Below are 14,421 nucleotides of genomic sequence, written 5' to 3' on the forward strand. Positions count from 1 at the left end.
CTGAACTTCGACGAACGATCCACGCTGACAATAAGGCGACGATTGGCATCCAACGAAGCGATCAAAGGCTAATTATTGCGACGCCGGTCAGCACCACCACTGCACCGGCAATCCGGCGTGCCAGATGATTTTCACGAAACAGCCAGTACGAAAGAAGGGAGCCGACAATAATGGATGTTTCCCTGAGAGGAGCGACGAGTGCCAATGGCATGCTCTGCATGGCTGTCAGTACAAGGATGTAGGCAAGGGGAGAGCATACAGCAATGATAAGGATTGGGATGATATCCACACGTACAGCAGTTGGAATGCGATTTCGTCGCCGCATCGCACCAGGGGTAAGAATCAGACTCTGTAGCAGGAGTGTGCTGGCGTAGTAGCGCACTGGATCCAGGTGCAGAGAGATTACCGAATAACCGTCCCAGAGTGTATAGCCAGCGATGGCGGTGCCTGTCGCTGCCCCCCAAAGCATTCCCTGTAGTGGTCGGCTTCCGCTCCTGAACGGATTGCCGGTGACAACGAAAATACCAGCGATAACGATAAAAGCGCCGAGTAAAGCGCCTGGTGAAAGCCGTTCTCCCATGAGAAGGGTTGCAAACAGTATCGTCAGAACTGGTCCACTTCCTCGGGCAATCGGATAAACAACACCCAGTTCGGCGCGCTCGTAGCCAGCCTGCAAGATTAGAGAATAAGCGATATGAAGTGCAGACGAGATAACTGCGCCGACAGCGAGTCTCCAGTCGAGTTCCTGTTGTCCCTCAACTATCAGAATGAGGCTGAACGGGACCCACAGCAATGCTGAGGCACAGCTGTACGCCCAGACGAACACAAGAGTGTCTTCCCTCTTGTATTTTGAGGCTATATTCCATACTGCATGAGCTACCGCAGCAGTAAGAATCATTGCTACCGTGCTGAACTGCATCAGGACATATCGGGCAAATCAATACCCGCCCGTTCAGCCCGGCGACTTTGTTCTTTATCCCGCAGAGTGAGAGCAGCGACCAGCGTATCAATAACGACGAGCTGGGCCAGTCGACTCCCGGCAGCGGCCATCTGTGCCGGGAGTGGCATTCCGCCAACAACGAGCGAAACGTTGGCGAGTGTCGCCAGTGGGGTATCGTACTGGTTAGTTATTGCAATAAGCGATGCTCCTGCCGAGGATGCTGCATCAGCGATGGAGAGTGTGGATGATGTGCGCCCTGTTGAACTGACGACGATGATGACATCGCCTGGATCGAGTAGACGAGCAGCAATCATCGCTGATAAATAATCCTGGATACTGACGGTTATCACACCCGCCGTCCGCAAACGAAAGACCGCATCAGCGGCAACCGTCGCAGAGGGACCAGCACCAAATGCAAATACCTGGCGTGCGCTCTGGATTAAATCGACCGCCTCATCAAGTGCGGAGATTTCGATAGCACCGCTGAGCGCAGTCAGTGCGTCTACACCAGCACGAATTGATGTTTCCAGCACTGATGCCAGCGTCGCATCCGCTGTAAGAACTTCAGGCGGGGCAAAGAATTGGGCAGTGCCACGAGCCCGGGCAATCTCTATCTTAAGTTCAGTGAACCCGGTGAACCCGATCGCTCGTGCAGCGCGTATTACTGTCGGCGGTGATACACCAGCACGGGTGGCAACCTGTGCTGCCGTGCTTGTACCGACAAATAAAGGATCGACAAGCAGGAGATCGACAACTTTAGCCTCACTTGCAGCGAGGTCGCCGCTTCGGGCGTGAATGCTGCCAAGCCATTGCTGTAACCGCTGCTCACCTTCTGAAATTCTATTACCATTTTCTTTATTCATATGTAATATATTACATGTCCTTTGGGAAGGGCACAACCACCACGTAATTAGATTCTGTTGCAAGGAGTCCGCATTCATGAACACTGAAATCAATACAGTTGTTGCTGTTTTAGGTCCAGGTGCCATCGGCACAACAGTCGCGGCGGCGTTGCACGAAGTCGACCGCACACCATTGCTGTGTGGACGTACTCCCCGCGATCGCCTGACCTTGCAAGATGGCAACCGCTTTATCACCGTACCCGGTCCGGTACAGACGAATCCGGCACAAATCACTCGCACGGTTAATCTTATCTTTCTGGCAGTCAAGTCCACACAAATCGACGCGGCAGCAGAATGGCTCAGGGCGTTGACTGGCCCGGAGACGGTTATATGCGTGCTCCAGAATGGGGTCGAACAGTTGGACAGGCTCGCTACGTACTCTCTGCCCGGACAGATCGTTCCCGCTGTCGTGTGGTTCCCTGCGCAAGCGCAGTCCGATGGCTCGGTACGCTTGCGTGGTGAGGCGCGCCTCAGCGTGCCAGACGCACCAGCTTCCCGTGTAGTGGCCGCAGCGCTGCAAGGCACGTGGTGCTCCGTAGATCTGGCCGCGAATTTCAGCTCTCTGGCCTGGCGCAAGCTGATGCAGAATGCGGTGGCTGGACTCATGGCACTCACGCACCGCCGCTCAGGCATGTTTGGCCGTGCTGATATCGCCAGGCTTACGCTGGCTTATCTGCAGGAATGCCTGGCCGTGGCACGTGCAGAGGGCGCTGAACTCGGAGACGAAGTGCCGCAGGAGATCCTCGATAAGTTCCGGGCGGCTCCTGCAGACATGAGCACCTCCATCCTCACGGATCGAGAAGCTGGCCGACCGCTTGAATGGGATATTCGCAACGGCGTCATTGCGCGTCGCGGCCAGGTTCACGGCATTCCGACGCCTGTCAGCGACATCTTGGTGCCTCTTCTTGCGGCTGCGAGCGACGGCCCCGGTTGACCCCTGGAGCCGATGATCGCGCTATTAGTTCTCTTCTTCCTCGCCGTGCTGGCGTGCTCAGCGGCGTTGTCGGTACTGGCTCGTCGCTAATCATGCTGCCCGTCCTCACATGTGGACTTGCCATTGGCATCGCATTGCTCGTCGGTTCGATGATTGCGAAACGTCTCGTCCAGAAACTCCAGACGCACACGTTCGAGCTTCTCATTGATGCAGTTCTCGTCGCCGGGGCAGCTGGGATGTTCCTCGCTCTCAAATGAAATGGCACGCTTGGACTGACGGCGTAAGTGTGTTGTTATCGTGTAACAGCTTTCTACAGGCAGCGACGGGTCGAGATGAAGGGGCTGACAAGCTATTAGAAATGAATAAAGCCGTACCAGTGTATGCTGATACAGCTTTTTGTTATGGATCATGCCGCTTCGTTCTTTTTGCCCCGCTCTGTATTAAAAGGTGGTACGTATGCGAGCCGACATGTGTCCAGATAATCCGACCACCATTGCATCATCTCCTTGCGGGCTTCCAGATGCCCAGCCTTATGAATGTAGGCTGCTCGAACGCTATTACGTTCTTGATGGCTCATCTGCCGTTCAACCGCATCCTGCGCCCACAGTCCAGATTCCATCAGCGCACTACAGGCCATTGCCCGGAATCCGTGACCGCAGATTTCATCTTTTGTATCATAACCCATCAAGCGCAGCGCCTTGTTGACCGTGTTTTCGCACATGGGTTTATACGGATTATGGTCACCGGGGAATATCAGTTCCTGATGCCCGGATATATCCCGTATCTGTTTCAGAATAGCGATGGACTGACGGGAGAGGGGAACGATATGCGGTGTGCGCATTTTCGCGCCACGCCCGGAATAACGCACTCCGGGGATAGCCTCACGGGTTGCTGGAATGGTCCAGATTTTGTTTTTGAAATCGATCTCAGACCAACGGGCAAAGCGCAACTCGCTGGAACGGATGAACAGGTGCAGAGTAAGTGATACTGCCAAACGGGTTAATTCTCGCCCTTGCTTATAGTCCTCAATGCGAGTCAACAGTTCCGGTAGTTTCTCCAGCGGAAGGGCAGGGTAGTGACGTTGAACGGGAGGAGCGATGATACCGTGCAGATTGGCTGCTGGATTGTGTTCTATCAACTCTTGATGCACGGCATGACGCATGATGTTGCACATATGCTGCCGGGTACGCGCCGCCACTTCCAGCAGACCTTTTTTCTCAATCCCTTTCAGCAGCTCGATGAAGTGGCGAGTTTTCAGTTCTGTGACTGTCAGGTGTCCAATGATCGGGAAGATATGGTTATTCATGCTGGCAAGCAGGCGGGTGGCATGGTTTTCTGACCATGAGCGGTTGCTTTTATGCCACTCTAGTGCCACATGCTTGAATGTTTTATCTGGTGAGGAAGTGGCTCGTTCAGCAGAGCGCTGTTGTGCGGGGTTGATATTCTGCGCCAGCAATTTACGGATACCATCACGTTGCTGACGAGCGTCGGCCAAAGACACGTCAGGGTAGGCACCTAAGCCGAGGCGTGATTCTTTTCTATTGATGCGATATTTGAGATACCAGAGACGTGAACCGCCTGGATTAACTAAAAGGTACAGACCGTGAGAATCGGAAACTTTGAAGGGTTTTGCTGAAGGTTTTAAGTTGCGGATTTTAGTGTCGTTAAGAGACATTTGGGGGTCACTCCGTCATCGAACCAACTTGACCCCAAATCTGACCACCAAATTCTCCCGATGCGGAGGGAAAACTAAAAATGCACCGGGAAGATATTTCACGCTAACTCATTGAATCAGAATCACATAGGGATTCGCAGAGTGGCATGAAATCAAGAATTTGGCTCCTCTGACTGGACTCGAACCAGTGACATACGGATTAACAGTCCGCCGTTCTACCGACTGAACTACAGAGGAATTGCGTAAGCGGGGCGAATATTATCGGTCAGCTGGCAGGCTGTCAACGGTAAATTCGCCCGTATTGTCTGATTGCTTAGGCTGTGTACAGTTAAGGCTAATTCTTCATCAATAGAGTACGGGGGCCCGCTGGTTGGCCTGCTGCCAGGATTGTAATCGCGCCAGTGGGTCTTGCTGGTAGAAGCGACTAAAACAGCCATAAAGTGTCGGAAAACGTTCGAACAGAAGTTCTGGTGCACTAAAGAAGTATTCAGAGAGCACCGCGAAGCATTCCGTCGGATCCTGTGCTGCGTAAGGATCCATGCTGGCGGCATCCTCTCCTACTTGATCGATTTCATCTTGCAGTGCTTCCATTGCTGCATGTAACTGCGTTTCCCACTCCACCACATCGCGTAAGGGAATCGGTGGAATACCGGTGGCCTCCCCGCCGTTACGGATATCCAGCTTGTGTGTGACCTCGTGGATAACCAAATTGAACCCCGATAAATCAAAGCTGTCCTGCACTTCTTGCCAGTTCAAGATGATGGGGCCCTGATCCCAGCTTTGGCCGGATTGCACCACTGGCCCGGCGTGCACCAGACCGATATCATCCTGCCATTCATCATTAACAATAAAAGGGCCCGGATAGATTAACACCTCATGAAAGCCGTTTAGCCACTCTATGCCGAGCCGCAGAACGGGCAGGCAAAACAGCAGTGAGATCCGCTGCTCCATAACGGAAGTCAGCGTCAGTCCCTGTAAAGGAATGATGCGTTTTTGATGTAAAAATTCACTGGCAAGCACGATAAGTCGTTGTTGTTCGCTATCGCTCAACGGCGCCAACAGCGGAATGGCAAGGGCATCTTGCCACTGAATAGGGGTGTTTTCCGGTGCGTGCTGCGTTTTCCATGGCCATTTCATCGTCGTGTTGCTCGCTAAGTCGTCACTTGAATACAAAGGCAAGGATATCTGCTGTTAAAATGCCGTAAAACAGGGCATGATAGCAACCACTTAAACGGAGAGGTGCCAGAGCGGCTGAATGGACCGGTCTCGAAAACCGGAGTAGGGGCAACTCTACCGAGGGTTCAAATCCCTCCCTCTCCGCCACTATTCAAGCAGTTATAGCCATTCCCTTCTGTGATTAAAATCCCGCTGAGATGATCTGAGAGAAAATTCAGCTTGCGCGGTGCGTTCGTCGGTAGCCATTTTCCCCTTTCCCATTGAGACAAAAATAACCCCTGAAACGAAGGGTAATCCCTGAGCTTCCTGCCCTTTCGCTTGTATTCATTATTCCAGCGCCATGCGGATGCGTCGTTACTTATCTCACAACCCTAATTGTTATGTTATAACGTAATTAAAATTTGACAGTCATGACGGTTGTGGACTGGGTGTAGGTCTATGCCGGGAAATGACAGGGTGAAAATAGGGGAGGGATATGTCGGATACAGTATCAACGATGAGGTGGGGTAAACGAATACCGCTGATTATTCTCAATGGGTTTCTCGGTGCGGGGAAAACCACATTACTAAAAAGCTTACTGGTTCAAGCCCATAAACGCGACTATGCCGTTGCGGTGATTGTCAATGATATGAGCGAGTTGGATGTCGACGGCGTGCTGATTTCAAATACGGAAATTGTTTCGTCTCACCGCCAAAATATGGTCAGCATCGCCGCCGATAATATCAGTAGTGATACGGGGATTGTGAAACTCGACAACGCCATCACGCGCTTGTTAAGTAGACAAACGGGAAGTGATAAGACGCCTGATTTCATCTTGCTTGAGACCTCTGGCAGTAGTCATCCTCTTCCGCTGGTGCGCTATTTTCGCGATCACCCGCAAGTTTGTCTGCATGCTTTCCTGTCGCTGGTAGATGCGGTGATGCTCCATGAGGATTATGACGATGGGCATAGCCTTATCACTGCCTTGCAGCAACATCTGGATCAGGGAAAAAGAGGTGTGGTCAACCTGTTGGCAGAGCAACTTATGTTCTGTAACCAGATAATTTTGACCAAATATGACAGATTACCGCGCGAGACGCTCGCTGACATTGGCGCGGCTATTCATCCATTAAACCCACAGGTTGGCATTATTGCTGTACCGTGGGGAAACCTTGATCTGGAGGCAGTGCTGGCGTTACCCCCTTACGACTTTCACCGTGTCGCGCTGTTGATCGACGAATTGGCCGATGACATTGGCACCCGTTGTGCGCCGGAATCAACAGCACCATCGCACTCTGTTCTCTCTTCATGCGTCATTCAGGATGAACGTCCTTTCCATCCTCAGCGGTTGTGGGATATCTACCACCACCATATGGGTACCGGGGTGTATCGCAGTAAAGGGTTTTTCTGGTTGCCGGGAAGGGACGATCTTGCATTGTTGTGGAATCAGGCTGCTGGCAGCATCAGTCTGGCGTTCATTAGCTATTGGAAGTCGGGTGTGCTTGAACATACGGACAATCATTTGACCGCAGAAGAGCGACAGGCACTTCAACAGCAGTTAGCCACATCATCAGGTCGATTTGGCGATCGACATTGTCATCTGACCGTAATCGGCGAGAAAGCGGAAATAGAGGCGTTTGCTACCGTGCTGCGCCAATGCTTTCTTACTGAAGACGAGATTATCTGGTGGAAAACAGGAGGGATATTTGCCGATCCCTGGCCCAGCACGGTTGTTCATTTAAAGGGACACGGCACCCTCTGAGCTGATTTTCACTCGGCCCGACACTCCCCCTCTACAGAAATGGATTTATTGTCATTTACCAATTCTTAATTGTTATGTTATAACGTATCAATTCGTAACCTGTTGTATGGGAAGTGGCAAATATGATTGATGCCTCGGTGCACCTCAATGGATTGGCATTCGGGTATGGCCGTCATCCCGCGATAAAAAGTATCACAGGCACTATTGCCGCGGGCACATTAACGGCGTTGGTAGGGGCTAATGGATCGGGGAAATCGACGTTACTCAAAGGTATTGCCGGCATTTTGCGCCCGATGGCGGGTCGTTATACCAGGGCTCTGGGCGCGCGCATTGCCTATCTGCCACAAACGACTGAACTGGATCGCAGTTTTCCTGCTTGTGTGCGTGATGTGGTTGTGCTTGGGCTATGGCCTGAAAGGGGATTGCTCCGGCGACATCGCGCACAGGAGCGCCAAAGGGTGGTCGATGCATTAAGGGCGGTCGGTCTGGCGGGTTTTGAAAACACACCGCTTACCGCATTGTCAGGGGGGCAATTTCAACGAACGCTGTTTGCGCGGGTTATTGTGCAAAATGCTCACATCATTCTGCTTGATGAACCGTTTAATGCCATCGATGCAGAAACCACCCGGGTGATGTTGTCGCTCATTAATCACTGGCATCAACAGGGTCGAACGGTGCTGGTGGTTATTCACGATCTCAATCTGGTTAGAGACCACTTTCCTGAAACCCTAGCCGTTAATGGCGAGTTGCTGGCCTGGGGAAAGACTCATGCGGTGCTCGATTCGCTTGCGTCATCACTGTCAGCGGACACATCGTACGCCGTAGCGAATGGGGTTGTGGAATGATGGCCTGGCTTTATACCTCTTTATTCGCGCCCTTTATTGAATTTGGTTTTATGCGGCGTGCCCTGCTTGGTGCACTTTTCCTTTGTTTTAGCGCCTGCCCGGTGGGGGTATTTTTAACGTTGCGTCGCATGAGTCTGATGGGGGATGCGATGTCACATGCCATCTTACCTGGGGCTGCTGTCGGGTTTTTGTTGTTTGGGCTGGATATCGTTCCGATGACGTTGGGGGGCGCTGCCGCAGGGGTGATTGTGGCCCTGAGCGCAGGCGTGGTGTCGCGCTTGACGGTTCAAAAAGAAGATGCAGCCATGGCGGCGTTCTACCTGATTTCTTTGGCGTTCGGTGTACTTATCGTGTCACTGCGTGGTTCCAGCGTCGACTTGATGCACGTGCTGTTCGGTACGGTGCTGGCCTTGGGGAACGACGCGCTGTTGCTGATTTGGTCGGTAACGCTGCTCAGCCTGTTAACGCTGTTGGTTTTCTGGCGCGCGCTGATTGCCGAATGTCTGGACCCGCTATTCTTACGATCGGTTTCGCGCTTGGGCTCGCCGGTTCATTTTCTTTTTCTGATGCTTGTCGTGCTCAATCTGGTTGCTGGCTATCAGGCGTTAGGCACGCTGTTATCCGTGGGTGTCATGATTTTACCCGCGGTAACGGCGCGTTTCTGGGCCCAAAGGGTACAAACCATGTGCGCGCTTGCCGTACTGCTGGGGATCGTCGCCTGCGTCAGCGGTCTGCTGTTCTCTTTCCATTTCTCGTTGCCTTCCGGCCCCACCATCATTCTTGCCTGCGGGTTTTTATACCTGTTATCCGCCGCCATCGTTGTGCTGAAAAATAGTCATGTCATCACCCGAATCACTTTTCGTCGAGTGAATAACGGGCAATCCTGAAAGGAGTTAATGGTTATGCGTTTCACTGATTTTTTACGCGGTAATGTGGCGATATTGCTCTTTATCGCTGCGTGGAGTCCTTTACCGGCTAATGCAAAAATACAGGTTATTGCCAGCTTCTCGATTATTGGCGATATCGCCAGCAATATTGGTAAAGAACGCATTGAACTGCGCACGGTTGTTGGGCCAGACAGTGATGCTCACGTGTATGAGCCTTCTCCGGCAGATGCTATTGCGCTGTCCAAAGCGGATGTCATCCTCACTAATGGCTTGCAGTTCGAAGGTTTTATCACGCGACTGGTTGCCGCGAGTGAAACGTCGGCACAGATAATTGAGGTCACCAAGGGCGCGAATATTATTCAGGATCCCGCTGGTGGGCATTACCATTTTTATAATGGCAAAGCGGTATTTCATGCCGCACCTTTCGATCCCCATGCCTGGCAATCTATTGCCAACGTGCGTGTTTATGTGAAAAACATTGCTGATGCCTTCTGCGTTGCGGATAAACCAGGGTGTGATAGCTATCGGGCCAACGCCAAAATATATGATGCCAGACTGACCCAATTGCATGAACATATTCAACTCAGCATTAAAACGATTCCAGAAAACAGACGCACGGTGGTAGTAGGGCATAATGCATTTCGTTATTTCGAACGTGACTATGGCTTTCATTTTTTATCACCGCAAGGGGTGTCGACCGCATCTGAAGCGTCTGCGGCCGATGTGGCTGGAATATTAAGAGAAATAAAGAAGAATAACGCGGCAGCGGTATTTTCCGAGAATATCGCAAACTCGCGTCTGGTTGAGCAAATCGCTGCTGAAGCCGGGCTCAGTCTCGCCGGTGTGCTCTATTCAGACGCACTATCTGGCGCAGCAGGGCCTGCACCAACCTATATCGAGATGATGCAGCACAACGCCAATACGTTGATTGCTGCGCTGAGTAAAAACCAAAAGACCCAATAATTATCACCGTGACAGGTGAGATTTATCATTGCTGAAAATAATGAATATGGAGATAACCATGAAAAGACGCTTATTGTCATTAACCATTGCCACAATATTTATCGGGTTTGCTGCTACACCGTCTTTGGCTGAAGATGTCAATGCCTGGCGTTTATTCGTCGCCGATCATGATAAACCGGTGATCACTGTGATTGATGCGCTTGACGGTGACAAACTGAATACCTTTAGCGTCACAGGACCGGCCACGTTATACCGTAGCGAGAGTGGTGCGGTGGTTTTTGCGGTGCAGGGCAGCGCCAATACCGTAACGGCCCTTTCATCGGGAATTTCTTTCCACGATCACGGCGATCACGCGGATATTGACGTTGATGACCCGGCGTTGCTCAATGTCGAATTTACCGGTGCCAAACCCGGCCACTTTGTGGAGCGGCAAGGTAATGTGGCACAGTGGTTTGATGGCGAAAAGCATGCACTGCTGTTTAATGAACAAGCCGTTCTGCAAGGCAAAAATGCGGCAACCAGCGTGAACGTTGTGGCGGCGCATCACGGGGTCGCTGTGCCCTACGACCACTATGCTGTCGTCTCTATTCCTAACCCGGAGGATGCCTCCAAACGGCCTGTCGGGGCGCGCGTAGTGGGACTGGATGGGAAAAAAGTGGGTGAAGACGCCTTATGCCCGGGATTACATGGTTCAGCCGGTTCGGGAAATCGTTATGCGCTGGCATGCAGCACCGGATTATTGCTGATTACGCAAAACACTGCGGCACCGGAAATCAAACACCTGCCTTATTCGCCTTCGCTCCCGCAAGGCAGCGTATCCACGCTGATTGGCGGAAAAGGGATGCAATATTTTATCGGTAATTATGGCCCTGACCGCATTGTGTTGATTGATCCTACCCAGTCTGACAGCTTCCGGCTAATTCAATTGCCAACCCGTCGCGTGCATTTTGCCGTCGATCCGGTGCGCGCTAAATATGCCTATGTGTTTACCGAAGATGGCAAGCTGCATCAGGTTGATGTGATAAAGGGGCAAATTACCCAATCGGTCCGTGTCACCGAACCCTATTCTATGGATGGGCATTGGAACGATCCGCGGCCACGTATTGCGGTGGCTGACGACAAAATTTTTGTTACCGATCCTCTGAAAAGTAAAATACATGTTCTGGATGCCGTGGCATTCACCGAAAGCGGAGAAATCCCGGTTGATGGGCAGCCCTTCAATATTGTGGCTGTAGGCGGTTCCGGCAAGGTGCACGACGACGGACATCATCATCAGCACGAGCATCATCATGATGATGCAAAAAAAGGGAAATGAGGTATCACCTTTTGAGGTGATGTACTCCTGCTGAACTTGAAAAACGGCGCTGTCATGGATGGCGCTGTTTTTTTATTAGCGAATCGCGCTGAATTCATTTGTTTTTTCGCCATCAGAGCGCTTTTGTACTAGGTTGAATAGTGACGGGTTAATGGTAACCCGTGGTTTGTAACGGTGACTGGAGGTGACCATGGGATTCTGGCGTATTGTGTTAACCATTCTTCTTCCGCCGTTGGGTGTGTTATTAGGGAAAGGGGTAGGGCTGGCGTTTTTGCTTAATATCATACTGACATTGCTGGGTTATATTCCGGGCTTGATTCACGCCTTCTGGGTGCAGACTCGGCCTGAAACGCACTGAGCGCTTGCCGCGCTGTTGTTCACCAACACCACGGCACGCCGTGGTGTTTCATTTAAAGAGCATTTGCTGCTTTTAGCATCGTTGTGATGTCGATCGTTGACGTCTCTGGCCTTTTTGTGCTCATCAAAGGCGATTGTCATGATATCCCTCATTACTGGCGTAACGGAGAATGGTATTGTTACACCTTCACTGCTGCTGCATTTAACCCTGCTCAAGGCTGATGCGGTGCGGTCTGTTTTCGGGGATAAGAGATGGTTGATGTTCTGATAAAAGCGTTTTCATTTATTCTGGTTATTATAATTGGCTATCAATTAAAACGGCGTGGGGTTTTACAGCCGGAAAGCGGAACGGCGTTGTCCAAGTTGATGATGAATTTCACGTTGCCAGCCGCCGTTGTTACGGGTTTTGCCAGCTTTCAGGTCGATCACTCGCTGTTGATTTTGGTGGCGTTTGGGCTTGGCTGTAATCTGCTGTTGCTCGGCATTGGCTACATGATTGGCCGTCGTCGCCCGGAAGGGCTGAAAGCGTATTACATGATCAACTCACCCGGCTATAACATTGGCTGTTTTACGCTGCCCTATGTGCAGAGTTTTCTTGGGCCGGTTGGCATTGTGGCGACGTGCCTGTTCGATGCCGGTAACTCGGTCATCTGCACCGGGGGAAGCTTTGCGGCGGCGTCCGCAGCAACCGGCAGAAGCTCCGGTTGGCTGAATATTATCAAACGCTTGTTTTCCTCCGTGCCGTTTGATGTCTATGTGTTCCTGATGATTGCCGCGCTGATGGGATGGCATTTACCGCCGCAGGTAATCCTGGTGGTCTCTACGCTGGGCAATGCCAACCCGTTTGTGGCGATGTTGATTATCGGCATGCTGCTGGAGATCAATATTGAACGCTCGCAGTTAAAACACGTGCTGACCATCCTGCTGCTGCGTTACGGTTCGGCGGCGGCATTTGCCTGCTTGTTCTATTTCTTCACGCCCCTGCCGTTAGAGATCCGCCAGGTGTTAGCGGTGGTGGTGTTTGCGCCGCTCTCTTCGTTATCACCGATATTTACGTCGCGCTTTAGCGGCAATTTATCCGTGGTCGCCAGCTTTGCCAACTCGGCATCGATCATGATAAGCATTGTTATCATGACCGTACTGCTGACCAGTATGCAGCTTTAAAGTGATGGGTTGCGGCGATGGCGCTCTGCGTTATTGTCCGCACTTTCCACCCGGTTGCGGCCGAGTTGTTTGGCACGATAGAGCGCAATATCGGCGCGATTGATAAAGGTATCCAGATTCTCGTTTTCACGGTACTGGGTGACGCCCACGCTGATGGTGATATGGATTTTTTCTTTCTGGTAGGACACTTCGGCGATTTCCACGGCGCGGCGCAGAATATCCGCCCGTTGCAGCGCATTCTCCAGCGTACAGTCATCAAGTAGCACGACAAACTCCTCGCCCCCCCAGCGGCACGCCTGATCGGAGCTGCGGATCGCCTGAAGCAGAAGCTGTGCGATATTTTGTAGCACCAAATCGCCCACACCGTGGCCGTAGGCGTCATTGACCCGTTTAAAATGGTCGATATCCAGAATCAGGATCGACATGGGTTTGCGGTGAGTAAAACGCATGGCGCGCAGGCGTTTGAAAAAGTAATCAAACGCCTGACGGTTCATCACGCCGGTCAGCTTATCCGTGGTAGCCATGCGCTCGAGGCGACGCTGGTAGCCGCCAATGGTTAACCACAGCAAAAACAGAAACAACAGACTGGCGGTCAGGCTGACGCCGAGATTTTTCATTAAGGTAATCCACAGCCGATGTTCACTGGGATGGCTGCGCTGCTCGATCATCAAATACCAGTCAAATTCGGGAATCAGGCGCGTATTGAGAAATACCGGCCCCTCGTCGTCGTATTGATAGCTGCCGCCCGGATTGGTCAAAATGGCGGTCGCGAGGGCGGATAACTCCGGCTGCTGGTGGATATTCAGCGCATTACGAAAATCATCACCGTGCAACACTACCTGGCCGCTCTTGTCCGTAAAGTAGATGGTACGACGGTAACGCTCCTGATATTTCTCTATCAGATGTTTGACCTTTTCAACCGAAATCCCGACGCCAGCAATGCCGATAAAATTGCCGCTATAGTCTTTGACCTTGTGGTTGATAAAGATATCGAGGCGGTCGCGTTTTTCCGGGTCGTGTCCCACTTCAATCAGATAAGGATGTTCATCCGACAGTTCGCGCGCCTGAAAATACCACTGATCTTCTTGAACGTTCTCTGACATGGTTTTTAAAACCCGCTGCGGATCGTAATAACGTTTGGTTTTGTCAGAAATAAAGAAGGAAAAAATGGTATCAAAGCGATTATCGATTTCACGCAGATAGCGAATCATGGCTTGCGGATCGGATTCATTGTCCAACACCCAGTCTCGCACGAAAGTATCGTGTGCCATCAGCGAGGAAATAAAAATAGGGCGCAGCAGATCCTGCTGAATTTCTGAATAGACATTGTCACTGGTGAGCGGCAGGGTATTTTCTTTGATCTCTGCCTCCAGCGATTGTTGAGCCACTTTAAAACTGGTCCAACTGATGATCAGAAATGCGGTCAGAAGCATGACAGTGAACAACACGGCTGCTCGTGTTTTGTTTAACCATACAGCGCTTGTCATTAGATCTACACGCAAAGCTGTATCCTCGTAGTGTT

The 14,421-nt window shown here is 51.6% G+C and carries 14 protein-coding genes and 2 tRNA genes; 9 read left to right on the forward strand and 7 right to left on the reverse strand.

Features of this window, described 5'->3' with window-relative positions:
• Positions 1-61: 61 nt before the first annotated feature.
• The gene (locus J5067_RS01500; protein ID WP_264628022.1) at positions 62-919 is read right to left on the reverse strand and encodes a DMT family transporter; all 858 of its coding nucleotides are present in this window, start codon (positions 917-919) and stop codon (positions 62-64) included.
• Positions 919-1,803, reverse strand: a complete 885-nt coding sequence (locus tag J5067_RS01505; protein ID WP_264650259.1) for a MurR/RpiR family transcriptional regulator — start codon at positions 1,801-1,803, stop codon at positions 919-921. Before J5067_RS01505 ends, J5067_RS01500 begins: the two co-directional genes overlap by 1 nt.
• Before the next feature lie 76 nt (positions 1,804-1,879).
• Here J5067_RS01505 and J5067_RS01510 point away from each other — a divergent pair, with 76 nt between their 5' ends.
• The gene (locus J5067_RS01510) at positions 1,880-2,776 is read left to right on the forward strand and encodes an oxidoreductase (protein WP_264650260.1); all 897 of its coding nucleotides are present in this window, start codon (positions 1,880-1,882) and stop codon (positions 2,774-2,776) included.
• Between the two features lie 86 nt (positions 2,777-2,862).
• On the opposite strand, the gene J5067_RS01515 is transcribed toward J5067_RS01510, so the two are convergent.
• The 4 genes from J5067_RS01515 to mtfA all read right to left on the reverse strand — a co-directional run bounded on the left by J5067_RS01515 (position 2,863) and on the right by mtfA (position 5,588).
• Positions 2,863-3,186 carry a hypothetical protein gene (locus J5067_RS01515; RefSeq protein ID WP_264650261.1) on the reverse strand — a complete coding sequence of 108 codons (324 nt, stop codon included), beginning with the start codon at positions 3,184-3,186 and terminating at the stop codon, positions 2,863-2,865.
• Complete coding sequence (locus J5067_RS01520; protein WP_264650262.1) at positions 3,183-4,451, reverse strand: integrase arm-type DNA-binding domain-containing protein; 1,269 nt, start codon at positions 4,449-4,451, stop codon at positions 3,183-3,185. Before J5067_RS01520 ends, J5067_RS01515 begins: the two co-directional genes overlap by 4 nt.
• 161 nt (positions 4,452-4,612) lie before the next feature.
• Positions 4,613-4,688 (reverse strand) — tRNA-Asn (locus J5067_RS01525).
• A gap of 108 nt (positions 4,689-4,796) precedes the next feature.
• Positions 4,797-5,588, reverse strand: a complete 792-nt coding sequence (mtfA, locus tag J5067_RS01530) for a DgsA anti-repressor MtfA (protein ID WP_264642094.1) — start codon at positions 5,586-5,588, stop codon at positions 4,797-4,799.
• 96 nt (positions 5,589-5,684) lie between these two features.
• Here mtfA and J5067_RS01535 point away from each other — a divergent pair.
• The 8 genes from J5067_RS01535 to J5067_RS01570 all read left to right on the forward strand — a co-directional run bounded on the left by J5067_RS01535 (position 5,685) and on the right by J5067_RS01570 (position 12,899).
• Positions 5,685-5,774 (forward strand) — tRNA-Ser (locus tag J5067_RS01535).
• A gap of 328 nt (positions 5,775-6,102) precedes the next feature.
• Positions 6,103-7,368 (forward strand): GTP-binding protein, encoded by a 1,266-nt coding sequence (locus J5067_RS01540; RefSeq protein ID WP_264650263.1) that lies wholly within the window; start codon positions 6,103-6,105, stop codon positions 7,366-7,368.
• 122 nt (positions 7,369-7,490) lie between these two features.
• Positions 7,491-8,213: a zinc ABC transporter ATP-binding protein AztA gene (gene aztA, locus J5067_RS01545; RefSeq protein WP_264650264.1), complete on the forward strand. Its 723-nt coding sequence runs from the start codon at positions 7,491-7,493 to the stop codon at positions 8,211-8,213.
• Complete coding sequence (gene aztB / locus J5067_RS01550) at positions 8,213-9,100, forward strand: zinc ABC transporter permease AztB (RefSeq protein ID WP_264650823.1); 888 nt, start codon at positions 8,213-8,215, stop codon at positions 9,098-9,100. The genes aztA and aztB overlap by 1 nt, the downstream gene beginning before the upstream one ends.
• A 15-nt stretch (positions 9,101-9,115) precedes the next feature.
• Positions 9,116-10,063 (forward strand): zinc ABC transporter substrate-binding protein AztC, encoded by a 948-nt coding sequence (aztC, locus tag J5067_RS01555; protein ID WP_264650265.1) that lies wholly within the window; start codon positions 9,116-9,118, stop codon positions 10,061-10,063.
• 58 nt (positions 10,064-10,121) lie between these two features.
• The gene (gene aztD, locus J5067_RS01560; protein WP_264650266.1) at positions 10,122-11,378 is read left to right on the forward strand and encodes a zinc metallochaperone AztD; all 1,257 of its coding nucleotides are present in this window, start codon (positions 10,122-10,124) and stop codon (positions 11,376-11,378) included.
• Positions 11,379-11,568: 190 nt separating this feature from the next.
• Entirely contained in the window at positions 11,569-11,736 is a 168-nt protein-coding gene (locus tag J5067_RS01565) for a YqaE/Pmp3 family membrane protein (protein WP_264642100.1), read from the forward strand.
• Positions 11,737-11,987: 251 nt separating this feature from the next.
• Complete coding sequence (locus J5067_RS01570; protein ID WP_264650267.1) at positions 11,988-12,899, forward strand: AEC family transporter; 912 nt, start codon at positions 11,988-11,990, stop codon at positions 12,897-12,899.
• Here the strand turns inward: J5067_RS01570 and J5067_RS01575 are convergent.
• Positions 12,896-14,401, reverse strand: a complete 1,506-nt coding sequence (locus J5067_RS01575) for a sensor domain-containing diguanylate cyclase (RefSeq protein ID WP_264642102.1) — start codon at positions 14,399-14,401, stop codon at positions 12,896-12,898. The genes J5067_RS01570 and J5067_RS01575 overlap by 4 nt on opposite strands.
• Positions 14,402-14,421 lie beyond the last annotated feature (20 nt).

Origin of the sequence: Candidatus Symbiopectobacterium sp. NZEC151 (assembly GCF_025962655.1) — a bacterium.
Lineage (GTDB): Bacteria > Pseudomonadota > Gammaproteobacteria > Enterobacterales > Enterobacteriaceae > Symbiopectobacterium.